23 protein-coding genes are annotated in these 22,453 nt (G+C 63.4%); 14 read left to right on the forward strand and 9 right to left on the reverse strand.

Annotation, left to right across the window (positions count from 1 at the left end; genetic code table 11):
* Positions 1-102 precede the first annotated feature (102 nt).
* Genes ACSSVY_RS14310 through ACSSVY_RS14320 form a run of 3 tightly spaced genes read left to right on the forward strand, consistent with a single transcriptional unit; the run spans position 103 to position 2,838 of the window.
* Positions 103-1,476 carry a DUF2927 domain-containing protein gene (locus tag ACSSVY_RS14310; protein ID WP_454270256.1) on the forward strand — a complete coding sequence of 458 codons (1,374 nt, stop codon included), beginning with the start codon at positions 103-105 and terminating at the stop codon, positions 1,474-1,476.
* 3 nt (positions 1,477-1,479) lie between these two features.
* Positions 1,480-1,647 (forward strand): hypothetical protein, encoded by a 168-nt coding sequence (locus ACSSVY_RS14315; RefSeq protein WP_454270258.1) that lies wholly within the window; start codon positions 1,480-1,482, stop codon positions 1,645-1,647.
* A 6-nt stretch (positions 1,648-1,653) separates the two neighbouring features.
* The gene (locus ACSSVY_RS14320) at positions 1,654-2,838 is read left to right on the forward strand and encodes a vWA domain-containing protein (RefSeq protein WP_454270259.1); all 1,185 of its coding nucleotides are present in this window, start codon (positions 1,654-1,656) and stop codon (positions 2,836-2,838) included.
* Here ACSSVY_RS14320 and ACSSVY_RS14325 read toward each other — a convergent pair.
* The 8 genes from ACSSVY_RS14325 to ACSSVY_RS14360 all read right to left on the reverse strand — a co-directional run bounded on the left by ACSSVY_RS14325 (position 2,828) and on the right by ACSSVY_RS14360 (position 10,704).
* Positions 2,828-4,015: a PqqD family peptide modification chaperone gene (locus ACSSVY_RS14325; protein WP_454270261.1), complete on the reverse strand. Its 1,188-nt coding sequence runs from the start codon at positions 4,013-4,015 to the stop codon at positions 2,828-2,830. The two genes, ACSSVY_RS14320 and ACSSVY_RS14325, sit on opposite strands and share 11 nt — an antisense overlap.
* 76 nt (positions 4,016-4,091) lie before the next feature.
* A complete protein-coding gene (locus tag ACSSVY_RS14330; protein WP_454270262.1) occupies positions 4,092-4,436 on the reverse strand; it encodes a hypothetical protein in 345 nt (114 codons plus the stop codon).
* Positions 4,437-4,658: 222 nt separating this feature from the next.
* Positions 4,659-4,973, reverse strand: coding sequence for a hypothetical protein (locus tag ACSSVY_RS14335; protein WP_454270264.1), 315 nt, complete (start codon positions 4,971-4,973; stop codon positions 4,659-4,661).
* 110 nt (positions 4,974-5,083) lie between these two features.
* Positions 5,084-5,629: an RSP_2648 family PIN domain-containing protein gene (locus ACSSVY_RS14340; RefSeq protein ID WP_454270265.1), complete on the reverse strand. Its 546-nt coding sequence runs from the start codon at positions 5,627-5,629 to the stop codon at positions 5,084-5,086.
* Positions 5,626-6,822: an RSP_2647 family RNA methyltransferase gene (locus ACSSVY_RS14345; protein ID WP_454270267.1), complete on the reverse strand. Its 1,197-nt coding sequence runs from the start codon at positions 6,820-6,822 to the stop codon at positions 5,626-5,628. The genes ACSSVY_RS14340 and ACSSVY_RS14345 overlap by 4 nt, the downstream gene beginning before the upstream one ends.
* Before the next feature lie 43 nt (positions 6,823-6,865).
* Positions 6,866-7,495, reverse strand: coding sequence for a DUF6778 family protein (locus ACSSVY_RS14350; protein WP_454270268.1), 630 nt, complete (start codon positions 7,493-7,495; stop codon positions 6,866-6,868).
* Positions 7,496-7,629: 134 nt separating this feature from the next.
* Positions 7,630-7,914 carry a hypothetical protein gene (locus ACSSVY_RS14355; protein ID WP_454270270.1) on the reverse strand — a complete coding sequence of 95 codons (285 nt, stop codon included), beginning with the start codon at positions 7,912-7,914 and terminating at the stop codon, positions 7,630-7,632.
* Between the two features lie 3 nt (positions 7,915-7,917).
* The gene (locus ACSSVY_RS14360; RefSeq protein ID WP_454270272.1) at positions 7,918-10,704 is read right to left on the reverse strand and encodes a bifunctional [glutamine synthetase] adenylyltransferase/[glutamine synthetase]-adenylyl-L-tyrosine phosphorylase; all 2,787 of its coding nucleotides are present in this window, start codon (positions 10,702-10,704) and stop codon (positions 7,918-7,920) included.
* 79 nt (positions 10,705-10,783) lie between these two features.
* Here ACSSVY_RS14360 and ACSSVY_RS14365 point away from each other — a divergent pair, with 79 nt between their 5' ends.
* The 3 genes from ACSSVY_RS14365 (at position 10,784) to ACSSVY_RS14375 (ending at position 12,682) form a co-directional block, all read left to right on the forward strand.
* Positions 10,784-11,251, forward strand: coding sequence for a YbaK/EbsC family protein (locus ACSSVY_RS14365; RefSeq protein WP_454270274.1), 468 nt, complete (start codon positions 10,784-10,786; stop codon positions 11,249-11,251).
* A gap of 63 nt (positions 11,252-11,314) precedes the next feature.
* Positions 11,315-11,764, forward strand: a complete 450-nt coding sequence (locus tag ACSSVY_RS14370; protein ID WP_009819038.1) for an RDD family protein — start codon at positions 11,315-11,317, stop codon at positions 11,762-11,764.
* 87 nt (positions 11,765-11,851) lie between these two features.
* On the forward strand, positions 11,852-12,682 hold the full coding sequence (locus ACSSVY_RS14375) for an arginyltransferase (RefSeq protein WP_454270275.1): 831 nt from the start codon (positions 11,852-11,854) through the stop codon (positions 12,680-12,682).
* A 9-nt stretch (positions 12,683-12,691) separates the two neighbouring features.
* Here ACSSVY_RS14375 and ACSSVY_RS14380 read toward each other — a convergent pair whose 3' ends face one another.
* Complete coding sequence (locus tag ACSSVY_RS14380; protein ID WP_454270277.1) at positions 12,692-13,501, reverse strand: protein-disulfide reductase DsbD domain-containing protein; 810 nt, start codon at positions 13,499-13,501, stop codon at positions 12,692-12,694.
* A 156-nt stretch (positions 13,502-13,657) separates the two neighbouring features.
* Here ACSSVY_RS14380 and ACSSVY_RS14385 point away from each other — a divergent pair, with 156 nt between their 5' ends.
* The 8 genes from ACSSVY_RS14385 (at position 13,658) to ACSSVY_RS14420 (ending at position 22,388) form a co-directional block, all read left to right on the forward strand.
* On the forward strand, positions 13,658-14,212 hold the full coding sequence (locus ACSSVY_RS14385; protein ID WP_454270478.1) for a YqgE/AlgH family protein: 555 nt from the start codon (positions 13,658-13,660) through the stop codon (positions 14,210-14,212).
* Between the two features lie 52 nt (positions 14,213-14,264).
* Positions 14,265-16,034 carry a sensor histidine kinase gene (locus ACSSVY_RS14390; protein ID WP_454270279.1) on the forward strand — a complete coding sequence of 590 codons (1,770 nt, stop codon included), beginning with the start codon at positions 14,265-14,267 and terminating at the stop codon, positions 16,032-16,034.
* A complete protein-coding gene (locus tag ACSSVY_RS14395) occupies positions 16,031-17,260 on the forward strand; it encodes a sigma-54-dependent transcriptional regulator (RefSeq protein ID WP_454270281.1) in 1,230 nt (409 codons plus the stop codon). The genes ACSSVY_RS14390 and ACSSVY_RS14395 overlap by 4 nt, the downstream gene beginning before the upstream one ends.
* Positions 17,261-17,512: 252 nt before the next feature.
* Positions 17,513-18,514: a DctP family TRAP transporter solute-binding subunit gene (locus tag ACSSVY_RS14400; protein WP_454270283.1), complete on the forward strand. Its 1,002-nt coding sequence runs from the start codon at positions 17,513-17,515 to the stop codon at positions 18,512-18,514.
* Positions 18,515-18,630: 116 nt separating this feature from the next.
* Positions 18,631-19,311, forward strand: coding sequence for a TRAP transporter small permease (locus ACSSVY_RS14405; protein WP_454270285.1), 681 nt, complete (start codon positions 18,631-18,633; stop codon positions 19,309-19,311).
* Positions 19,311-20,705 (forward strand): TRAP transporter large permease, encoded by a 1,395-nt coding sequence (locus tag ACSSVY_RS14410; RefSeq protein ID WP_454270287.1) that lies wholly within the window; start codon positions 19,311-19,313, stop codon positions 20,703-20,705. The genes ACSSVY_RS14405 and ACSSVY_RS14410 overlap by 1 nt, the downstream gene beginning before the upstream one ends.
* A gap of 193 nt (positions 20,706-20,898) precedes the next feature.
* A complete protein-coding gene (locus ACSSVY_RS14415) occupies positions 20,899-21,402 on the forward strand; it encodes a flavin reductase family protein (RefSeq protein WP_454270288.1) in 504 nt (167 codons plus the stop codon).
* A 113-nt stretch (positions 21,403-21,515) separates the two neighbouring features.
* Complete coding sequence (locus tag ACSSVY_RS14420) at positions 21,516-22,388, forward strand: TIGR01459 family HAD-type hydrolase (RefSeq protein ID WP_454270290.1); 873 nt, start codon at positions 21,516-21,518, stop codon at positions 22,386-22,388.
* Positions 22,389-22,453: the final 65 nt, after the last annotated feature.

The raw sequence follows: 22,453 nt of genomic DNA on the forward strand, positions 1-22,453 counted from the left end.
TGAGACGACGACCGCGTTTTGCTTTGCCCGCCCCCACCGGCGATTGGCCCCCGTTATTCCGACGGCGGTGTCTGTTGTGACCGAAAACGATACGGGGGCCTGATGCGTCGTGTAATCCTGCCAATCTGCCTGATGCTCGGCGCCTGCGTGCCCGGTAATTATAGCTATAACGAACCCGCGTCACGCGCCGCCATGCCGCAAGAGACCGGCATGCCTCCGATGAAGGCGTTTTCCGCACCGCGCCCTGTGCCGGCGCAGCGCTCTAATCGTGACATCCAGCGTGACATCCTGGATCTCGGCTTCCAGCTTGAATCGGGTCGGATGTTGCAACACTTCTCGCGCTTTGAGGGACCAATCACGGTCCGCGTCACCGGCGCGCCACCGATCACCCTGATCTCGGACCTCAATCGCCTGCTGCACCGCCTACAAACCGAGGCCGGGATGAACATTTCCCGCGTCACCGAAGGCCCGGCAAACATCACCATCGAGGCCGTGAGCCGCGACGCCATTCAGCGCAGCTTGCCCAAGGCGGCCTGTTTCGTCGTGCCCAATATAACCCGCCTCTCACAGTATCGCGCGGCCCGCAATTCCCGTGTCACGGATTGGAGCCAACTCAGACGCCGCGAGACGATCGCAATTTTCGTGCCCAATGACACCAGCCCCCAAGAGGTGCGCGATTGCCTGCACGAAGAGCTGGCGCAGGCGCTTGGACCGCTCAACGACCTTTACCGCCTCTCCGACAGCGTCTTTAACGATGACAATGTCCATGCGGTCCTGACCGGGTTTGACATGCTGGTGCTGCGCGCCTTTTATGCTCCCGAACTGCGCGCAGGCATGACCCGCCGCGAGGTCGAAGAGCGTCTTCCCGGCATCCTGTCGCGTCTCAACCCCGGCGGCGACGGTCTCGCACCGCGGTTTTCGGGGTCCACCCCGCGCGCTTGGATTGATGCCATCCAGACCGCTCTCGGGCCGGGTGCCCGCCAGATGGAGCGTCGCACCGCCGCGATGGACGCCGTCCGCATCGCGCAGGCCGTCGGTTGGACCGACCACCGCCGCGCCTTCAGCCACTTTGCGCTCGGACGCATCACCCAATCCACCGATCCGGACTTTGCACAGGATCAGTTTGTCGCGGCCGAGCGATTCTATGACGCCAACCCCGGCACCGAGTTGCACCGCGCCTTTGCCGCCGCCCAATTGGCCGCCTATGCGGTCTCGCAGGGGCGCGACGAGGATGCCCTCATGCTGCTTGGACCGCATATTGCCACGGCAGAGCGCGCCGAGAACGCCGCCCTTCTGGCCACGCTGATGATGCTGCGCGCCGAGGCGCTCGATCTCTCGGGCCGCGTCTCCGAGGCGCGCGCCGTCAGGCTGGACAGTCTCGGCTGGGCGCGTTACGGGTACGGCGCGGATTGGGCGGTGCGCGCCAAACTGCGCGAAGTCGGCGCGCTCAGCCCGCTCAAAGGACCAAACGGGTAAGGCATGATTGTTATCATCGGGGCAATTCTGGGCGCGCTGACCGGCGCGCTCATGGCGTGGCGACGCAAAGGAAAATTGGCGGACATCCTCCAGTATGCCTTTGTTTTAGCGCTGATTTTCGCCCTTCTGGGTCTTTTCCTTACGCTGATCATCCACCGCAGCGTGCTCTGATCCGCGATGTTCCTGCCGTTCTTCGAGAACCTCAGACGCGCGGGCCTGCCGGTCAGTTTGCGCGAATACCTGACCTTTCTCGAGGCGATGGGTCGCGGCCTGGTCACCTATGACGTCGAGGGCTTCTATTACCTTGCCCGCACCGCGATGGTCAAAGACGAGCGCCATATCGACCGCTTCGATCAGGCCTTTTCCGCCAGCTTTTCCGGGCTTGAGGCCGTCAGCGCCCAAGACGTGCTCGATGCCGTCGACCTGCCCGCCGAATGGCTGCAAAAACTCACTGAAAAGCATCTGACCGCCGAAGAACGCGCCGAAATCGAGGCGATCGGTGGTTTTGACAAGCTGATGGAAACCCTGCGCGAGCGCCTCAAGGACCAGCAAGGCCGCCATCAGGGCGGTTCGAAATGGATCGGCACCGCTGGCACCTCGCCCTTTGGGGCCTATGGCTACAACCCCGAAGGTGTCAGGATTGGCCAAGACCAGAGCCGCCACCGCCGCGCGGTCAAGGTCTGGGACAAGCGTGAATTCCGCAATCTCGACGACTCGGTCGAACTTGGCACCCGCAACATCAAAGTGGCGCTCAAACGCCTGCGCAAATGGGCACGCGACGGGGCCGCCGAAGAGCTCGATCTCGACGGCACCATCCGCGCCACCGCCGAACATGGTTATCTCGATGTGCAAACCCGGCCAGAGCGGCGCAACGCAGTCAAGGTGCTGCTCTTTCTCGACGTCGGTGGCTCAATGGACCCGCATATCAAGGTGGTGGAAGAGTTGTTCAGCGCCGCCCGCGCTGAGTTCAAACACCTTGAATACTACTATTTCCACAACTGCCTCTATGAGGGTGTGTGGCGCGACAATACCCGTCGCTGGAATGCCCAGACCCCGACCCAAGAGGTACTGCGCACCTATGGCGCAGATTACAAATGCATCTTCGTCGGCGATGCCAGCATGTCGCCCTATGAAATCGCCTATCCCGGCGGTGCCAATGAACATTGGAACGCCGAGGCGGGACAGGTCTGGCTCAATCGCGCCCGCAGCCAATGGCCCAATCACCTCTGGATCAACCCAGTGCCTCGGGGCGAATGGGACTATACGCAATCCATCCAGATGATCCGAGAGGTTTTTGAGGATCGCATGGTGCCCATGACCCTTGCAGGTCTTGATCAAGGCATGCGCACGCTCATCCGCTGATTGACGTCTTCACCAATCCACGCGCCGATAGCTGCCCCAAGAGGGCTGACAGATCCGCCGCGATGATCTCTGCCGGGGTATCGGCAAACACGTCCATCAACGTCGCGGCAATCTCATGGCCCGTCGCGGGCTCTTCCAGCAAATCCCACACCGCGCCAGCCACCGGATTCAAACGAAAGAAATTGCGCCCCTCCATTTGCCAGAGAAACACATCTTCACCGATCTCACGCGCGCTCACCTCCGCCGAGCGGCAATAGACCCCCGACAGATCGGCCCGCGACACATCGTCTTCGATCGGGTCTGGCGGCAAGGGCGCGTCGATCTCGAGATCCGGCGCCGGCAGATGCCCCGCACCAAAGGCGCGGTGGACCTGCGCCACCGCCTCCTCCAGATCGGAATAGACCAGCGTCACGCAAAAGAGCCCCGCAACGAGAGCGGTCAGCCGATCATAATGCGCCTCTGCCTCACCGGGATCGGCAATGTTCTGGCGGATCAGATGCGCTGCGGCCTCTGCCGACCGCATCCGGTGAAACCGCGCCCGCGCACCCTCCTCGCGCCTGAGCACAATCAACGCCGCCAAAGGGGCCATCGTGCCGGTGCGCGCCTGTTCGGGACTCTCGACATACCCATAGCGACCGTCCTGCACCGTCAGATGATCCGCAACATAGCGGCGAAACCCATCCGACACGCCGTCTGGCAACGGTAGCCGCAGGCGCGGCTGAATCCCAAGCGCCACCGCCTGCCCGTCCGGCCGCACCGGCAGCACATCGTCGCAAAAGAGCCGCACGCCCGGCTCCGCCGCCAACCGAGTGACCAGTGTCGTCTTGCCCGCCCGGAACGGCCCGGTAAAGGCTAGGAGATGCCCGCCCACCTCAACCGCCCCGCAATGCAGCCCAAGCGTGTCTGGCCGCGCATCGCAATAGCTCTGCACCAGATCCGCCACGACGCCACAACTCGCCCCGGCGAGGCCCAGCGTTGTTAGCGGCGTTCGCGACCACCAGGATTGAAAACTATAGCCCTTGGGCGCCGTATCCGTGATCACCGTCACGGGGGCACCGGGCGGCACCGGGTCTTTCACCGCCCGCAGACCCCAATCCGGCATCACCGTGTCCAACGCGCGGCCCACCGCCTCTGCCCCGCAAAGCTCCACCACCTGCGGCGCTTCGGCACAGCTCAACCGGGTCTTGGTCCTGCCCGGCGCCGCCCATCGACGCGGCCCGAGCGACCTCAAATGCGGCGGCTCCACGCGCATCTCAGCGCAACGCCCCCAGATCATCCAACGTGCCGATGATCTGATCGACCACCTGACCCGTGCTTACGCGATCACGGCGGCCCCTGCCTGACGGCCCCGAGCCATAAGAGCCTCTCTTGGACCCCCGCTCGTAATAATACCCGTTCCGATGATACCCTCGCCCAGAGGCTCCAGACCCCCGCGAGCCGCGTGATCCACGCCCACTGGCCCCCGAGGCATGCGCTGCCCCAAGATGCATCATCACCGGGGCGACATACGCCAACCCGGTCGCCAGACCCAATCGCGTCAACAACCGCCGCCGCGTCAGAGCCTTTGTATCTTCCTGTACCCTATCTTCCTGTGTCATGTCATTCTCCTGTCGCGTGTTTCCTGTTGACGCAAAGTGCCAATAAATGGACGACGTTCTACGTTGCAATTTACCGCAAATGACCTGCTATTCTTCTCTGGCAAGCAGGATGCGCGAGGTTTTGCCGACATCGGACGGGCTCGCGTTCCGACACTTGGGCAAGACATGAGCGGATCAGGCAAACGCCACGCGCAGCGTCGCAAACGCCGCGCGTGCTCGTCGTCACCGTCCCGAGGGACCGGACCCACGGCCATCCGCCCCACGCCCAGATGGGCCAGAGCCGCGCCCACCGCTGGCACCACCGCCAGAACCGCCAGCGCCACCACCAGAGGCCCCACCGCCAGAGGCACCGCCACCGGACCCCCCACCGCCTGATCCGCCGCCGCCGTCACCACCGCCGCCATCCCCACCGGCACCCGAGGCATGCGCCGCGCTCAGATGCATCATCACCGGCGCCATATAGGCCAGCCCGGTCACCAGCCCCAATCGCGCCAAGGCCCGCCGCCGTGTGAGGACCATGCTATTGATCTCTGTCATGATCGTTCTCCTCTCATTTACCTGAACACCGCCGCGTGGGCGGACATAAGATAAACGCCGAGGATCAGGGTTTATTCCGCGAACCCGTGAATTTTTTGCGCACCCGTCCGTCAAACGGACCCGAGCGCCTTCGCCAAACGCGGCAACCCCGCCTTTTTCAAGAGCGGGCGCATCTCCCAACTGCCCGCCGACAGATGCCGCGCCTTGTCCAGAACCACCTGCGCCACATCCGCCACTATCTCCGGCTGTGCCCGCCAGATACCGTGCAGAAACGCATCGGGATCAGCCCGCCACAACCCCTCTTCCGCCAGCGTGTTGCGGGGAAAATCGCGCGCATTCAACGTGAGGATTCCATCGGCCGACCCGGCAATCGCGGCTGCCAACACATGCGTATCAGCCGGGTCCGGCAGCCACAGCCGCGCCTCGAGAGAGGGCGCATAGCTGACACAGGCCCCCGGCCACCGTGCCGTCATCACTGCGGCCTCGCCTGCCGCCTGCGCCTCGGCCTCCGGTCCCAACTTGACCACCGCGCGCCGCCATTCGCCTAGGATGCGCTCGGACCAGAGCGGCGTGAAGGCTCCGGCCTCAGCCACGCCAAGGATCATCTCGCGCATCACCGTGGGGTAGATGACGCAAGTGTCCAAGAGCACCTTCATAGGCGGTAAAACAGCGCCTTGAGATAGCCCGACTCGGCCAGATTTGGGTGCAAGGGGTGATCCGGCCCGGCAAATCCTGTATGGATCAACTGTCCCATGCGGCCCGCGCGCCCAATGCCACGCGTGCAGGCCGAGCGAAACTTGCTCAAATCCGCCGCATGCGAACAGGAACACAAGATCAGATAGCCGCCCGGAGCCACCAACGGGGTCGCCAACCGCGCCACCCGCTCATAGGCGCGCAGCCCCTTTTCCATCGCCTGTTTGGTCGGCGCAAAGGCAGGCGGATCGCAGATCACCACGTCGAATTGCGCGCCCTCGGCGGCCAACGCCTCCATGACGTCGAACGCATCGCCGCGCCGCGTGGTGAACCGCTCCGAGGCCCCCATCCGGGCCGCCCCGTCGGCAGCCAGGCTCAAAGCAGGCTCTGACCCATCAACCGCCAAAGCGTGGTCCGCACCCGACGCCAAGGCCGCCAGAGAAAACCCGCCCACATGGCTGAACATATCCAAGACCCGCGCGCCCTTGGACAACCGCGCCGCAAAGGCATGGTTGGGGCGTTGGTCATAGAAAAGCCCGGTCTTCTGCCCCCCCAGGAGATCGGCCATATAGATGGCCCCGTTCATCGCCACCGGCACAGGTGCAGTCGGGGCCTCGCCCACCAGAACCGCGCTCTGATCGTCGAGCCCTTCCAGACCCCGCGCCCGGCCGCCAGCGTTCTTGAGCACGGTGCCCACGCCCGTGACCTCTTGTACAGCCGACACCAGATCGGCCAGCATCGCCTCGGCCCAGGCCGCATTGGGCTGAATGACCGCAATATCGTCAAAGCGGTCGATCACCACACCGGGCAACCCATCCGCCTCGGCATGCACCAGCCGGTAATACGGCGCGTCATGCAGCCGCGCGCGCATCTCATGGGCACGGGTCAGACGCGCCACCAGCCAGTCGCGGTCAATGGCAACGCTCACATCGCGCTCCATCATCCGCGCCATGATTTTTGAGGCCATATTGACCGCCACCAGCCCCAGAGGCGCGCGTTCGGCATCCTCCAAGATGGCGATAGTGCCCGCCTGCAGCGCCTTGGTGCGCCGGTCGGTCACGATTTCATTATCGAATACCCAAGGCGCACCATGACGGATGGCGCGCGGCTCGACATTCGGGCGGAGGCGGATCACAGGATAAGGGGACGGTGTCATACCGTCCCCTTACGCCCATTGCTGTCTGTGGAAAAGATCAGATTTACTCGGTCACGCTCAGCGCCGCGACCTGATCGGCGTCCGTGCGCACGGGCATGCCCAATTCGGTCTGGATCACACTGGCCAAACGCTCAGAGATCCGAACTTTCTGCGTGATGCCGCGTTGCTCGGCGGCAACCGCTGCACTTCCTCCAAGCGCCTTGAAGCTGACCTTGACCGGTTTCGGCGCGCCGTAAGCCTCACCCGTCACCGGATTGCGGAGGGTCATGGCAAAGTGGATCGTATGCATACCGCCAATGGTGTACCGCGCCTTCTCGCTCAACGCGTGGAACCGCGTCACCTCGACATCGAGAACCACCGGGATCGTGCCGGGCTGCAATCCTGCCACGCCAGTCGCCAGAGCCTCTTCCATGATCGTCTTGACCTGAGCATGGCGATCTCCCGGCGCATCCTCGCGCCAGACGATATCACCCATCGGGTAATAGCTGTTGGCCTCAGAGGCTTTGAGCGATTTGGGAACACTGACCCGAATTTGCTGCACATTCAACGAAATCGGTGCGGCCCGCAGCGCGGGTGCCTCGAGCGGCGCATTGCGGGTGGCCGTATCCGCGCTGCCACAGGCCGACAGACCCAATCCCAGCATCATCGCAGCCATCAATTTCAGTTTGCTCATGTCTTCCTCCATGGGCCTGCTTCGTGTCGCACCCTATGGATGACGCCCGATTAGGGCGCATTTGAGACAAACTCAGTGTTTTACCGTGTCAACCGTCCGAGCAAAGGCGCATTACATAACGGCAACAGGCTATCCTAAGATGTGCCATCAGACCCACGCGGCCGTGACCGCCAGCCACCCCGCCTGCGCGCCGGACCCGCGCTGACCGTACCTTCGCGCAGAACCTGCGTCATCGGATGCTCGGGATGATCTGTCCCATAGCGCACGATCATCTCGGCAAGCGCTCCCGGCACCTCCTGCCCCGCAGGCAGCGACAGCGCCCAATCGAGGAAAACCGACCGGCATTCCGGATCAGTGATGCCGTCAATCCGGTAGGATTCGTAAATCAGCCCTTTGGGGTCCAACGGATCACGCGCCATATCTCAGCACCCCTTGGGCAGACGCATCAGCGCCGCATCCATCACCGACGCCGCCCGGCGGCAGCGTGTCTCCAGCCGGTCCTGCAACATGCCCAGATCCTCCTGACCTGTCTCGCGCAGCAGAAATGCCGCGCCGCCCTCGCCCATGCGCTCCGGATCAAGCGGTTTGTCACTGATCAACCGCGCCACCATCTGCAACCGCCAGCAAAGCGCATAAGCCTCTGACAGTGCTGCGCCATCCCCGTCACTCAGCCAACCGATTGCGACACCGGCCTCAAGGCCTGCCGCCACATCGCGCGCGGCTTGCCCCGCCATCAGGTTGCCCGCCTGCGCCATCAACTCCAATTCCAAGAGCCGCCCCGGCCCCAGCTTGGCATCCCAAGGTCCGGCCGGCGCCTTGGCACTCGCGACCCGCGCGCGCATCTCGGCCACGGCCTCCAAAACGGACTCGGGGTCGCCCTTCTCCGCAATCAACCGCTCACGGAACGCCTCGACATCGCGTGCCAACTCTGCCTCGCCGGTGATCACTCGCGCCCGCGTCAGCGCCAGATGCTCCCAGGTCCAGGCCTCATTCTGCTGATAGCTCTGGAAACTTGGCCAGCTTGTCGCCACCGGCCCCTGATTGCCCGACGGGCGGAGCCGCATGTCGACCTCATAGAGCCGTCCTTCGGCCATCGGTGCCGTCAACGCCGTGATCATCGCCTGTGTCAGCCGCGCATAATAAGGGCGTGCTGCCAGAGGCCTGCGCCCGTCTGAGCCTTCGGACTCCGCCGCATCGTAAATCACGATCAGATCAAGATCAGAGCCCGCGTTCAGCCGCGCCGCCCCCAACGATCCCATGCCCAATACCACAGCCCCCCGTCCCGGCGGTGCCCCATGCTTCTCAGCGAATTGCGCCACCACCATCGGCCAGACGCCTGCAATCACCGCCCCGGCAAGATCCGCGTACTTCCGCGCGGCGGCATCCGCCCCGGTCAACCCACGCAGATGATGCACCCCAATCCGGAAGTGCCATTCCTTGCGCCAACGCCGCGCCGCGTCGAGCGCGCGCTCATAGTCACTCTCCGCCGCCAGCCGCGCCGTCAACTCCGCCTCCAGCGCCGCCTGCCCCGGCCACTCGGCAAAGAAATCACCCGCAATCACCGCATCGAATACGCCCGCATTGCGCGACAGATGCGCCGCAAGGGCCGGTGCCGTGCCGACAATATCCACCAGCAAATCAATCAACTGCGGATTGGCCTCAAAAAGCGCAAACACCTGTACCCCGGCGGGCAGGCCCGACAAAAACCCATCAAAGGCCAACAAGGCCTCATTGGGATGCGCTGTGCGCGCCAGCCGCCCCAGAATATCCGGCTTCAGCCGCTTGAAAATCTGCACCGCCCGATCAGACCGCAGCGCCGGATAACTCGGCCAGCGGGCAATCACATCGCCATTGAGCGCCTCTGCCGCCTCGGGCGTCGCGGGCGCTTCTTCGGGGCGAAAAAACCCTTCGATCAGATCATGCACCTCGGTCAGCCGCGCCACGATCTCGGCGCGCAACTCGGCCGTCTCTCGCCCCATAAAGGCTGCCAGCCGATCAAACTCCTCCGCCGAATTGGGCAGCAAATGCGTCTGTGCATCGCGCAACATCTGCACCCGGTGTTCGACCTCGCGGTGAAAGCGGTAATGCCCCGTCAACGTGTCCGCCGCCGCCTCCGGCACCCAGCCTTTCTCGGCCAGCCGCGCCAGCCCCTCGACCGTGCCTCGCACCCGCAGATCGGCATCGCGCCCGCCCGCGATCAACTGCCGGGTCTGCGTAAAGAACTCGATCTCGCGAATCCCGCCGCGCCCCAGCTTCATGTTATGCCCCTCAAGGCAGAGCGTGCCGCCCAGCCCCTTATGCTCGCGAATGGCCAGCCGCATGTTATGGGCATCCTCGATGGCGGCAAAATCCAGATGCTTGCGCCAGACAAAGGGCTTGAGCGTGCGCAGAAACCGCGCTCCCGCCTCGATATCCCCCGCACAGGGCCGCGCCTTGATATAGGCCGCCCGCTCCCATGTGCGCCCTAGGCTCTCGTAATAGGTCTCTGCCGCCGCCATCGCCATGCAAACGGGTGTGACGCCCGAATCAGGGCGCAGCCGCAGATCGGTGCGAAACACATACCCCTCGGCGGTGCGGTCGTTCAGCATGGCCGACATCTTGCGCGTGGCCCGCACATACGACGCGCGCGCCTCGTGGAAATCCTCACGCTCCAGCCGCGTTTCATCAAAGAGACAAATGAGGTCTATATCAGAGCTGTAATTCAGCTCATGCGCGCCCATCTTGCCCATCGCCAGCACCACCATCCCGGCACCCGTGGCAATATCCGCCTCGGACATCCCCGGCAGTTTGCCGCGCTTGATTTCTGCCGCCAGTGCCGCTTTCAGCGCCAGATCACAGGCCAGATCGGCAAAATCCGTCAAATGGCCCGTCACCCCTTCCAAGGGCCAAACGCCCCCCAGATCGGCCAGCCCGGTGATCAGCGCCACCCGCCGCTTGCCCTCGCGCAACGCAGACCCCAGACGCTCCGCCGGGGTATCCTTCAACGCCGCAAAGAGTTCGGCCAAGGCCGCTTCAGGATCGTCAAATGCCCTCTCCAGCCACCCCGCCTCTTGCAGGATCAGCGATTTGAGAAACGGACTGCACCCCGCCGCCCCCGCCACCAGATCCGACAGCTTGGGGTCAAGGTCGGGCAAGGCGGCACGCGCCTCCTCTCCCTCGGCAGGATCAAAGGCATATGGCAGGCGGGTCAGGCGATTGCTAAAACTCATGGTCCGAGTGATACAAGCCGCGCAAGGCTGGTCAATGCCCCACGCGCCTGAAATACTGTGAAAAAATCCGGAGAAGATCATGAGCAAGAGCCTCAAACGCGTGACCATGGCCCTGCAAGCCGCCGGGCTCGACATCACACCGGTTGAGATCGGCGACGCCACGACGGCGCAGATGGCCGCCGACCTCGTGGGCTGTGACATCGCGCAGATCGCCAAATCCATCATGTTTCGCGGCGAGACCAGCGGCGCGGCGCTGCTCTTTGTCACCTCTGGCGCCAACCGCGTGTGCGATACCCGCGCCTCCACGCTGGCAGACGAACCTCTGGGCAAGGCCGACGCCGCCCTCATCCGCGCGCAAACCGGCTTTGCCATCGGTGGCGTCTCGCCTTTGGGCCATCTCATCGCTCCACGCGCATTCTTTGATCCGCATCTCCTGACCTTTCCACAGGTCTGGGCCGCCGCCGGTACACCGCGCCACCTCTTCGGCATAGATCCTCGGGACCTCTTGCGCCTCAGCGGTGGCGATCTGGCGGATTTCACCACCTGACCCCTTGCAAACCGCGCCCACGCCCCCAACCTTGAGGGCTCAACAAGGACCCGTATCACGACCATGACCGACACAAGCTGGCATCTGCCCAACCCAGACACCCAACCGGAGTTCTACGCCGATGTGCCGGTCAAACGGCTTGTGGCCTTTGTCGTGGATACGGTCGTGATCATAGGGATCAGCCTGCTGATTGTGCCCTTCACGGCGTTCACCGGCCTCTTCTTCTTTCCTATTCTCATGGCCGTGGTGGGCTTTGCATACCGCGTCGCGACCATTGCGCGCGGCTCTGCCACTTGGGGCATGCGCCTCACGGCCATCGAGTTCCGCGACGCCACAGGTGCGCGCTTTGATCTTTCGCAGGCTTTTCTGCACACCCTTGGCCTCACGGTTTCCTTCGCCATTCCTATTCTTCAAGTCGTATCAGTCGTGCTCATGCTTACCGGTGACCGTGCGCAGGGCCTCACCGACCGGGTGCTTGGATCAGTCGCGATCAACCGCCGCGCCGCCGCATAGCGCGCTGTGTAACGCAGCCGTGACAAGCCCCTTGGCGGGGGCCGATATCATTGTTATCGTCCGCCTAAGACAGACAGCGGATCGACCATGCGGCACACACTTCCCATCGCGCCCCAATTCTATGTGACGGCACCGCAACCCTGCCCGTATTTGCCGGGCCGGATGGAGCGCAAGCTGTTCACCGCCCTGCAAGGCGAGGGCGCGCAGCGTCTGAATGACGGGCTCTCCAAACAAGGCTTTCGACGCTCGCAAAACGTGCTCTACCGCCCGTCCTGCGCCGATTGCGCCGCCTGCCTTTCGGCACGGATCAACGTGGCAGAGTTCACCACCTCCAAGAGCCAGCGCCGCACCCTGCGCCGCAACGAGGGCCTGAGACGCCGCGCCACCTCACCTTGGGCAACCGAGGATCAATACAGCCTCTTTCGCCGCTACCTCGAAAGCCGCCACGCGACTGGCGGCATGGCTGATATGGATACGTTCGAATTCGCCGCAATGGTCGAGGAAACCCCGATCCGCACACGCGTCGTGGAATATACCGAGGCCGAGACCGGCGCGCTGATCGCCGTGTGCCTCACCGACATTCTCGATGACGGGGTCAGCATGGTCTACTCCTTCTACGAGCCTGACCGCACCCGCGAGTCGCTTGGCACCTATGTGATCCTCGATCACATCGAAATCGCACGCGAAAACGGCCTGCCTTATGTTTACTTGGGCTATTGGGTGCCCGGCAGTTCGAAAATGGGATACAAGGCCGCCTTCACCGGGCTCGAAGTCTATGTCGGCAACCGCTGGCAGAAAATGCGCGACCCCCAAGAGTTCCGCGCGCAGGCGCATCCTCTGGTCAATGATCCGATTTCCGAGCAGGTGGCCAATATCTCGCTGCCCGATGGCCGCCCGCTGCGCGCGCGCTCGGTCTAGAGACCGCCCCTATCCCGCCGGACAGCCCTGAATATCCACCGCATCGCCCGTGCTCAGTATCGTAAGCCGCAGGCCACCTCGATCAAGCATGAACCCACGGCCCTCCGCGTGAAATATATCCATCTCGGCCCGCAGACGGTTGCCGCGTCGCTCATGTGTCGCCTGTGTCACCCACAGAGCGGGATTGCCGGTCTCGACCACGACCAATTCCTGCGATCCCATCGCAGAGACATCGACTTCGGCCACCAGATGAACGCCCCCTTCGATCGGCGACACCTTGCACACCACGCGCCCCACGCCCGCCTCGGACTGCGTATAGGGCCGCGCAGCCAAGGCCGCTGCGATCTGCGGATCGGGTTGCTTCGCGACCCCGTCCAATCGCTGCGACACTGACAGGCTCATTGGCACGCAAATATCGCTGCAAACCCCAATGTCCATCTCCGCGCTCAATGTGATCGGTTGCCCAACACGCGCCGGTGTCAGGCGTACGGGCAAAACCAAGACATGCTCATATCCAATGGTGCGCATGCCATTGGTCACGGTCTGCTTTGGCGTGGGCCACTCGATCTCGGCCCGCGCCAGATTCGCTGACCCGCGCCAATCGAACTGCGGCGGAATCCCCGCCTCTCCGGGCGCACGCCAATAGGTCTTCCACCCATCCGCCAGCACGAATTTGAGCGCCGCAATATGGGTGCCATCAGCCATCTGCCATCCCGGCAAGACACTGACACTCACCATATTGTCCTGCGCCCGCGCCCGGTCGAGAGGCAGGACGAGCCACAGGCTTGCCATGAAAAAGAGAGCGATAGATTTTATCATGACTTTGAAATGGGGTATTCTGCGCCAATTGCCAACTCACAATCGAGCGAGAATTCTTGCCAGACTGTGAAGAGATTGCTTGCACCCCTTGCCCGCTCACCCCATTTTCAAGGGAGGACAGCACAGAGGCCGCCCGTGACACATGCCCACCCGGATATGGATCTGACAGGGAAATTGCTCATCGCCATGCCCGGCATGGGCGATCCGCGCTTTGCGCATTCCGTCGTGCTGCTCTGCGCCTATTCCTCAGACGGAGCGATGGGCCTGATCGTCAACAAACCGACGCAGGATCTCAGAATGCGCGACCTTCTCGAGCAACTCTCGATTTCCCACACCCGCCAGACTCGCAACCTGCCGGTACATTTCGGTGGCCCGGTTGAACATGGGCGCGGCTTTGTCCTGCATGACCCGGGCTATCGGTCACCCATCTCTTCGCTCGACGTGAACGATGACTTCGCGATGACCGCCACGCTCGACATTCTAGAGGATATGGCCCGCGGCGCAGGCCCCGCACGCGCGCTGCTGGCGCTCGGCTATTCGGGCTGGGGGCCGGGGCAGCTCGAATCCGAACTGGCGCAAAACGGCTGGCTCACCTGTGATGCCGACTCACAATTGGTGTTTGACACGCCCGACGCGGCCAAATGGGAAACGGCGCTCACCCGATTGGGCATCTCACCCCTGATGCTCTCATCCGAGGCCGGGCACGCCTGAAACAGGTATTCCCGCTGGTCAACAGCCTGGGGGCGCTGGTAGATTGCACGCCATGTTTCCCAAGTCGCCCCTCATCGTGATTGTCGCGCCCTTCCTGCTGATGGTCGTCCTGATCAGCGGCACGCTCTGGCATTATGGCTATCGCGCAGCGCTCTCCGATCTGGCGCGACGCGGCAGCGCCGATATGGCGCTGGTGCTGGGCGGGCTTGTGTCGGACCTCCAACGCTACCGGGATCAGGCGGTGGCGCTGGCCGATCATCCCACCTTGACCGCCCTGAACCGCCCCGATGCCCGGCATCAGGATTCCGCCGCCCGCCGCCTGCTCACCGCCTCCGCCGACCGCACCGGTGCCGCCGGGCTCTATTACGTCGACCGGGGCGGCAATCTGCTGGCGGGCACCGGCACGCGCCTGCCCGAGGGGCTGGCCACGTCCGCGCCATTCCTGCGCGCCATGGACGGCGCGCTTGGAACTGCCCATACCATGAGCGCCGATGGCACCGAGCGGCTGTTTCACTTCGCCGCTCCTTCATTCGGCTCCGATGGCAAGGTGCGCGGCGCGCTCGTCGCCATTGCTGACGCCGAGAATGTCGAATTCGGATGGCGCGGGCTGCAAACGGCGGTGTTTCTGGTCGACGACCGCGGGCGGGTCTTCATGTCCAACCGCTCGGAACTTTTGGGCTGGCGCAAGGTGCCCCAAGACACGGTGCTGGTCCCCCTCAATGGCGCACCCATCCCCTTTTCCCGCAGCCTCACGACCGGGTATGAAATCTGGCAGATCGACCTTGGCCCCTATCTGCCACGCCGCGCCCTTCAGGTCAGCCAGACCCTGCCGCGCATCGGCATGACCGGTGCAGCGCTGGTGAATGTCGCCCCCGCCCGCCGCATCGCGGGGCTTCAGGCGGGCGCGGTGGCGGGCGTGCTCCTCTTCTTTGGCGCGCTGCTCTATCTCGCACAGGAACGCCGCCGAACGCTCGCCCGCGCCAATGCCCAGCTTGAGGGGCGCGTGGCCGAGCGCACCGCCACCCTCACCCGCACCAATCTTGCACTGCGCCACGAAATCCGCGAGCGCCAAGAGGCCGAGGCCGCCCTCAAACGCGCGCAGGCCGAACTGGTGCAGGCGGGCAAGCTCAGCGCCCTGGGCAAGATGAGCGCGGGCATCAGCCACGAACTCAACCAGCCCCTGATGGCGATCCGCCAATTCGCTGCCAATGGCGGCGCGTTCCTGCACCGCGGGGAACCCGACCGCGCCGCCGAGAACCTCAGCCGCATCGACGAGATGGCCCACCGCATGAGCCGTATCATCCGCAACCTGCGCGCCTTCGTGCGCAATGAAAACGAACCGATGGGCCGCGTCGACATGGCCCGCGTGATCGACACCGCCCTCGAGATGACCAGCGCACGCCTCACGGCCGATGCCATCACCCTCGACTGGCAGACGCCCCCCGCCCCCGTCTGGGTGCGCGGCGGCGAGGTGCGGCTGGGTCAGGTGATGGTCAATCTCATCACCAATGCCGCCGACGCCATGGCCAAGAGCACCGACAAACGCCTCACCCTCACCCTCATCCCCGGTGCCCCCGTCACCCTCTGCGTGCGCGACACCGGCCCCGGCATTCAGGAACCGGAAAAGATCTTCGACCCCTTCTATTCCACCAAACTCGTGGGCGATGGCGAAGGCATGGGACTTGGCCTGTCGATCTCTTACGGGCTTGTTCAGAGTTTCGGTGGACAGATCACAGGCCGCAACACCGAAACCGGCGCGGAATTCACCGTGGCATTGGAGCCATGGACGGACCACGCCCAAGTCAAGAAAGGTGCCGCATGATCCGCAAGGTTCTGGTGGTCGATGATGACAAACCCGTCCGCGAGGCCCTCTGTCAGACCTTGGACCTGGCTGAATACTCCGTGCGCGCCGCCGGCTCCTTCATCGAGGCCAAGGATCACATCAGCCGCGATTTCGCAGGTGTGATCCTCTCGGACATCCGCATGCCGGGGCGCGACGGCTTTCACCTGCTGGCCCATACCCGCGCGCTTGATGACGAACTGCCGGTGATCCTGCTCACCGGCGAGGGCGACATTCCCATGGCCGTCAAGGCGATGGGTCAGGGGGCCTTTGATTTCCTCGAAAAGCCCTGCGCGCCCGATGCCCTCATCCCCGTGTTGGACCGCGCCTTGAAGAACCGCGCGCTGGTGCTGGAAAACCGCCGACTCAAGGCCCAGCTTGAAACCGGTGATCCGGCGGCGCGGATGCTCTTTGGCACCTCGCGCATCGCCGAGGACATGCGCCAGACCGTGCGGCAGGCGGCCCGCACAGGCACCGAAGTGCTGGTGATCGGCCCGCCGGGCGCGGGTGTCTCCAAGGTGGCCGAGGTCATTCATCTGATGTCACCGCGCGCCGGTGGCTCCTTTGTGAAACGTGCGGCGGCCCGGCTCGACCCCCGCGACCTCGATACGGCCCTGCACGAGGCACACGGCGGCACGCTCTTTCTGGACGAAATCCCGGCCCTGCCGATGGACAGCCAATATGCCCTCCTCGACCGGATGGAATCCGGCTCCGAGACACGGCTCATCGCTGGCAGCACCGCCGATCTCGAAGAGGCGGCGCGCGCCGGCCGCTTCAATGCCGATCTCTACTACCGGCTCGAGGTCATGCGCGTCCGCATCCCCGCGCTCTCGGAACGCCCCGAGGATATCCCCGTGCTCTTTCGCCACTATGTCGCGCAAGCCGCCGAACAGGCCGGACTCTCCGCCCCCGAAATCGGTCCGGACCATCTGGCGGCGCTGATGGCGCAGGATTGGCCGGGCAATGCCCGCTCCCTCATGTCTGCGGCCATGCGCTTTGTGCTGGGCATGCCCGACAGCGCCGCAGAGGCGGCCGAACTGGGATTGGCCGAACAGATGGCGCGGGTTGAACGCTCGCTCCTGATCGCCGCCTTGGGGCGTCAGAACGGGCGCGCGGCACAGGCGGCGCAGGCGCTCAAACTGCCGCGCAAGACCTTCTACGACAAGCTGACACGATACGGGATTCGCCCCGAGGATTACCGGCGCTGAACCCGACGGAATCTGTGCGAAATTCCGCACAACGTCCGAATTGCCTGTGCGAAATTTCGCACAAGCCATGCACAGAGCGCAAACCCGCTACCCCGATAATGCCGCACAACCCTCTGTAAATCCGTCATAAAACAGGCATCACGCTCAGGAATCATACAAATCCTTGAGCGGGAAACCGCTTTCTCTCACCATGTCACCACCGTGCCCCGCTTGGGCGCAGTCCAAAACATGACCACTTGGGAGGAGACCCACATGAAATTCCTGACCGCTGCCGTCTCGGCATTGGCCCTGACCGTAGGCGCAGGCGCCGCCATGGCGTCCTGCGAAGATGGCGAAATCGTCGTCAAGTTCAGCCACGTCACCAACACCGACAAGCACCCCAAAGGCATCGCCGCCTCCTTGCTGCAAACCCGCGTCAACGAGGAAATGAACGGCAAGATGTGCATGGAGGTGTTCCCCAACTCCACCCTCTATGACGATGACAAGGTGCTTGAGGCGATGCTTCAGGGCGATGTGCAACTCGCCGCGCCCTCGCTCTCGAAGTTTGAGAAGTTCACCACGCAATTCAGTCTCTTCGACCTGCCCTTCCTCTTCACCGACGTGGCAGCCGTTGACCGCTTTCAGGCCTCCGAGACTGGACAGGCAATGCTCGATTCGATGCAGCGCCGCGGCCTTCAGGGTCTGGCCTATTGGCACAATGGCATGAAGCAGATGTCGGCCAACAAGCCCCTGATCGAACCCTCGGATGCCAACGGCTTGAAATTCCGTGTGCAGTCCTCTGACGTGCTGGTCGCTCAGATGGAAGCCATCGGCGGCAGCCCGCAGAAAATGGCGTTTTCCGAGGTCTACGGCGCGCTTCAGCAGGGCGTTGTGGACGGCCAGGAAAACACCTGGTCCAACATCTACGGGCAAAAGTTCTTTGAGGTGCAGGACGGCACCACCGAGACCAACCATGGCATCATCGACTATCTCGTCGTGGCCAGCGTCGATTTCCTCGATAGCCTAGATGCCGATGTTCGCGACCAGTTCCTGACCATCGTGGCTGAGGTGACCACTCTGCGTAACGCCGAGTCCACCCGGGTTGATGAAGAGGCCAAACAGGCCATCGTCGACGCCGGTGGCGTGGTGCGGCAACTGACCCCGGAACAGCGCAACAAATGGGTTGAAGCCATGAAACCGGTTTGGGAGCAGTTCAAGGAAGATGTCGGTCAGCAGAACATCGACGCCGCTGTGGCGTCGAACGAAAGCTCCTGATCCGGCTTGAATTGTGCGGCCCGCCCCTCTGCCGGGCGGACCGCTAGGCGCATCGGGCGGGTTTTTGAATGACCCGCCCGAAGTGCGACACACTCAGAAAATTTGGGAATGGGACGATGCAGCACAAGACTGGGCTAATCGACCATATCGAGGAGACGGTGATCGCCGCGCTCCTGGGAATGATGACGTTGTTAACCTTTGCCAATGTCGTCGCGCGATATGTGTTCAACATGAATATTCTCTGGGCGCTCGAACTGACCGTGTTCATGTTCGGTTGGCTCGTCCTCTTGGGCGCCTCCTACGCGGTCAAAAAACATGCGCATCTGGGCGTTGACGCCGTGATCAACCTGCTCTCGGTCCCCGCGCGGCGCCTCGTGGGCCTGCTTGCGGTCGCGTCCTGCCTTGCGTTCTCGCTGCTGCTCCTCAAGGGGTGCTATGACTATTGGGCGGTCTTCGCCGACCTGCCCCCCACCTCCGGGCGCTGGGTTCCGACCGGCTTTGACACCACCGCCCGCTCCCAGAGCTTTTACGAGGTACAGGACGTGCCCATGCTCTCCGTCTTCCGCTTTCTCGAAGACCTGATCAACTACGGCGACACCTACAAGAAATTGCCCAAAGTGGTGCCCTATCTCGTGCTGCCGCTCTCGGCCTTCCTGCTCGTGCTGCGCTTTACCCAAGCCGCCATCGCCATCTGGACCGGCAAGAGCGACCGCCTGATTGCCAGCCACGAGGTCGAAGACGAGATCGAGGAACTCCGCGCCGCCCATGCGCGTAACGCCGATGGAGGGCACAACTGATGGATGTCGCCCTGCTCTTCACCATGGTTGTCGGCCTGATGCTGATCGGCGTGCCAATCGCCATCTCGCTCGGTCTCAGTTCCACGCTCTTCATGCTGATCTATTCCGACACCTCTCTGGCCTCGATTGCGGGCACGCTGCTCAACGCCTTCGTCGGTCACTACACTCTGCTCGCGATCCCGTTCTTCGTGCTGGCGTCCTCCTTCATGTCCACCGGCGGCGTGGCGCAACGCATCATCCGCTTTGCCATCGCCTGCGTCGGGCACCTGCCCGGCGGCCTCGCCATCGCCGGGGTGCTGGCCTGCATGATGTTCGCCGCCCTCTCGGGCTCGTCACCCGCCACTGTGGTCGCCATCGGCACAATCGTCATAGCCGCCATGCGCCAGATGGGCTACACCAAGGAATTCGCCGCTGGCGTAATCTGTAACGCGGGCACGCTTGGCATCCTCATTCCTCCCTCTATCGTCATGGTGGTCTACGCCAGCGCCACCGATGTCTCGGTGGGTCGGATGTTCCTCGCCGGCGTTCTGCCAGGGCTTCTGGCGGGTTCGATGTTGATGATCACCATCTATGTCATCGCCAAGATCAAGAACATGCCACAGGGCGAATGGCGCGGCTGGCGCGAGATTTTCGACAGCTTCCGCGACGCGGCTTGGGGCCTCTTGCTGATCGTCATCATCATGGTGGGGATCTATGGCATCCCTGGCCTCACCGGCGCGATCTTCACCCCGACCGAGGCGGCGGCGGTCGCCGCAGTCTACGCCTTCTTCGTCGCGTCCTTCATCTACCGCGACATGGGCCCGCTGGCGCGTGGCGACGGGCAAGCCCCGCTCACGCTCCTCCAACGCCCCACGGCGCTCGTCACCGCCTTCTTCCACCGTGACACCCGCAAGACGCTGCTCGATGCGGGCAAACTGACCGTGATGCTCATGTTCGTGATCGCCAACGCGCTCATCCTCAAACATGTGCTGACCGAGGAACAGATCCCCCAACACATCGCCAACGCCATGCTCGGCGCGGGACTGGGGCCTGTGACTTTCCTCATCGTGGTCAACGTGATCCTGCTCATCGGCGGACAGTTCATGGAACCGTCGGGCCTTTTGGTGATCGTCGCCCCGCTCGTCTTTCCCATCGCCATCGAACTGGGCATCGACCCCATTCACCTTGGCATCATCATGGTGGTGAACATGGAAATCGGCATGATCACGCCCCCCGTCGGTCTCAACCTCTTCGTGACCTCCGGCGTGGCCGGCATGCCGATGATGGCGGTGGTGCGCGCCGCCCTGCCCTTCCTCGCCGTGCTCTTCGTGTTCCTGATCATCATCACCTATGTGCCCTGGATTTCGACCGTCCTGCCCAATGCGGTCATGGGTCCAGAGACCATCATAAAATAGACACACCAAGGACGGACCAACCGTCCCCCTGACCACGCAGGCCCCGGCTTGCGTGGTTTTTTCATGTCCCGTCGCCGGTGCGGTTTGAAAGCAGGTAACACCACGCTACCTGATCCCCGGGCACGGGATTTCCTTTACCCCGCCACATTTCGGCGTTACCCAAAGACCCCGGACCCCGACAGGAGAGACGCGCGTGACTTCAGACACCCTCAGCGTTGAGCGCGACGCCTTTCTCGCCGCCATGCGACAGGTGGCGGCGACAGTCACCGTCGTGACCACGGACGGGGTGGCAGGCCTCGCGGGGGCCACGGTCAGCGCCTTTTCCTCGCTTTCCGCCGATCCGCCTTCGGTCCTGATCTGCCTGCGCTCCGACAGCCGGATCGCACGCAGCGTCATCGAGAATGCGGCCTTCTGCGTCAATGTCCTGTCCGAGGATGCGGTCGAAGTGGCGCGTGCCTTTGCCGGACCGTCGCCCGACAATCCCGCCGAGCGCTTTCTCGGCCTCAACTACACCCCCCGGCCCGAAGGCCCTGTGCTGCCGCGCGCCACCGCCTTCTCCTGCCGGCTCACAGATCGCATCACCCATGGCAGCCACGCCATCTGCATCGGCACCGTCATGGCCCTCACCAACGCCGGACAGAAGCCACTCACCTATCTCAGCGGCGATTACCACATCGTGCGCCCGCACGGGCTCTAAGGCGCCCCCGCTTTTTCTTGGTCATAATACTCAACGCCGCCGCTGGCCAAAGCGCACGCGCCCTGCCATATCTGCGCCGACCTCAGCCACCGACCGCAGACAAGGAGCCGCCCATGACCCGCATCATCACCGCCCTCAGCGACATTTCCACAGAGTATGACGCGCTCTTTGTCGATCTTTGGGGCTGCGTGCATGACGGCGTGCGCGCCCTGCCGGAGGCCGTCGCCGCCCTTCAATCCTACCGTGCAGACGGCGGCACCGTGGTGCTCGTCACCAACTCGCCCCGCGCGCGCGGCGGCGTGGAAAAACAACTCGATGGCTTCGGCGTACCCCGCGACGCATGGGATAGCATTGCCACCTCCGGCGACAGCGCCCGCGCTGCGATGTTTCAGGGCGCGGTCGGAGAAAAGGTCTGGTTCATCGGTCAGCCCTTCGATGATCGCTTTTTCGATCCGCTGCACCTCATCGAAAACCCCGTGCCCATCGCCCGCGTGCCCTTGGAAGAGGCCGAAGGCATCGTCTGCATCGGCCCCTTCGATCCGCTTGCCGATCCCGCCGAGATGCGCCCACAGTTCCTCTATGCCAAACAGAAGGGCCTGAAACTCCTCTGCGCCAATCCCGATATCGTGGTGGATCGTGGTGAGGTGCGGGAATGGTGTGCGGGCGCTCTGGCCCGGCTCTATACCGAAATGGGCGGTGAGAGCCTTTATTTCGGCAAACCGCATCCCCCCATCTATGACCTCGCCCGCCGCCGCCTTTTGGCCCTTGGCCGCGATGTCGAGAATGCCCGCATCCTCGCCATTGGCGACGGGGTGCATACCGATGTGGCCGGTGCCATGGGTGAGGACATCGATTCTCTCTTCATCTCCGGCGGATTGGCCGCGACTGAGACCAAAACGTCGCACCAACCGGATGAATCAGCGCTAACCGATTATCTTGCAAAGGAAAAATCCTCACCCACCTTCACAATCGGATTCTTGCGCTGAGAGAAAACACTTGATCTTTCTGCATCCGCAAAGTAATAAAATTCCAACTTGAGGCACAATACAGC

This window comes from Roseovarius sp. MBR-51 (assembly GCF_053628575.1).

What these genes read in the sequence shown, in the direction of transcription:
- ACSSVY_RS14310 (WP_454270256.1), top strand. Translation starts at nt 103, where the DNA reads ATGCGTCGTGTAATCCTGCCAATCTGCCTGATGCTCGGCGCCTGCGTG.
- ACSSVY_RS14315 (WP_454270258.1), top strand. Translation starts at nt 1,480, where the DNA reads ATGATTGTTATCATCGGGGCAATTCTGGGCGCGCTGACCGGCGCGCTC.
- ACSSVY_RS14320 (WP_454270259.1), top strand. Translation starts at nt 1,654, where the DNA reads ATGTTCCTGCCGTTCTTCGAGAACCTCAGACGCGCGGGCCTGCCGGTC.
- ACSSVY_RS14330 (WP_454270262.1), bottom strand. Translation starts at nt 4,436, where the DNA reads ATGACACAGGAAGATAGGGTACAGGAAGATACAAAGGCTCTGACGCGG.
- ACSSVY_RS14335 (WP_454270264.1), bottom strand. Translation starts at nt 4,973, where the DNA reads ATGACAGAGATCAATAGCATGGTCCTCACACGGCGGCGGGCCTTGGCG.
- ACSSVY_RS14340 (WP_454270265.1), bottom strand. Translation starts at nt 5,629, where the DNA reads ATGAAGGTGCTCTTGGACACTTGCGTCATCTACCCCACGGTGATGCGC.
- ACSSVY_RS14345 (WP_454270267.1), bottom strand. Translation starts at nt 6,822, where the DNA reads ATGACACCGTCCCCTTATCCTGTGATCCGCCTCCGCCCGAATGTCGAG.
- ACSSVY_RS14350 (WP_454270268.1), bottom strand. Translation starts at nt 7,495, where the DNA reads ATGAGCAAACTGAAATTGATGGCTGCGATGATGCTGGGATTGGGTCTG.
- ACSSVY_RS14355 (WP_454270270.1), bottom strand. Translation starts at nt 7,914, where the DNA reads ATGGCGCGTGATCCGTTGGACCCCAAAGGGCTGATTTACGAATCCTAC.
- ACSSVY_RS14360 (WP_454270272.1), bottom strand. Translation starts at nt 10,704, where the DNA reads ATGAGTTTTAGCAATCGCCTGACCCGCCTGCCATATGCCTTTGATCCT.
- ACSSVY_RS14365 (WP_454270274.1), top strand. Translation starts at nt 10,784, where the DNA reads ATGAGCAAGAGCCTCAAACGCGTGACCATGGCCCTGCAAGCCGCCGGG.
- ACSSVY_RS14370 (WP_009819038.1), top strand. Translation starts at nt 11,315, where the DNA reads ATGACCGACACAAGCTGGCATCTGCCCAACCCAGACACCCAACCGGAG.
- ACSSVY_RS14375 (WP_454270275.1), top strand. Translation starts at nt 11,852, where the DNA reads ATGCGGCACACACTTCCCATCGCGCCCCAATTCTATGTGACGGCACCG.
- ACSSVY_RS14380 (WP_454270277.1), bottom strand. Translation starts at nt 13,501, where the DNA reads ATGATAAAATCTATCGCTCTCTTTTTCATGGCAAGCCTGTGGCTCGTC.
- ACSSVY_RS14385 (WP_454270478.1), top strand. Translation starts at nt 13,658, where the DNA reads ATGGATCTGACAGGGAAATTGCTCATCGCCATGCCCGGCATGGGCGAT.
- ACSSVY_RS14390 (WP_454270279.1), top strand. Translation starts at nt 14,265, where the DNA reads ATGTTTCCCAAGTCGCCCCTCATCGTGATTGTCGCGCCCTTCCTGCTG.
- ACSSVY_RS14395 (WP_454270281.1), top strand. Translation starts at nt 16,031, where the DNA reads ATGATCCGCAAGGTTCTGGTGGTCGATGATGACAAACCCGTCCGCGAG.
- ACSSVY_RS14400 (WP_454270283.1), top strand. Translation starts at nt 17,513, where the DNA reads ATGAAATTCCTGACCGCTGCCGTCTCGGCATTGGCCCTGACCGTAGGC.
- ACSSVY_RS14405 (WP_454270285.1), top strand. Translation starts at nt 18,631, where the DNA reads ATGCAGCACAAGACTGGGCTAATCGACCATATCGAGGAGACGGTGATC.
- ACSSVY_RS14410 (WP_454270287.1), top strand. Translation starts at nt 19,311, where the DNA reads ATGGATGTCGCCCTGCTCTTCACCATGGTTGTCGGCCTGATGCTGATC.
- ACSSVY_RS14420 (WP_454270290.1), top strand. Translation starts at nt 21,516, where the DNA reads ATGACCCGCATCATCACCGCCCTCAGCGACATTTCCACAGAGTATGAC.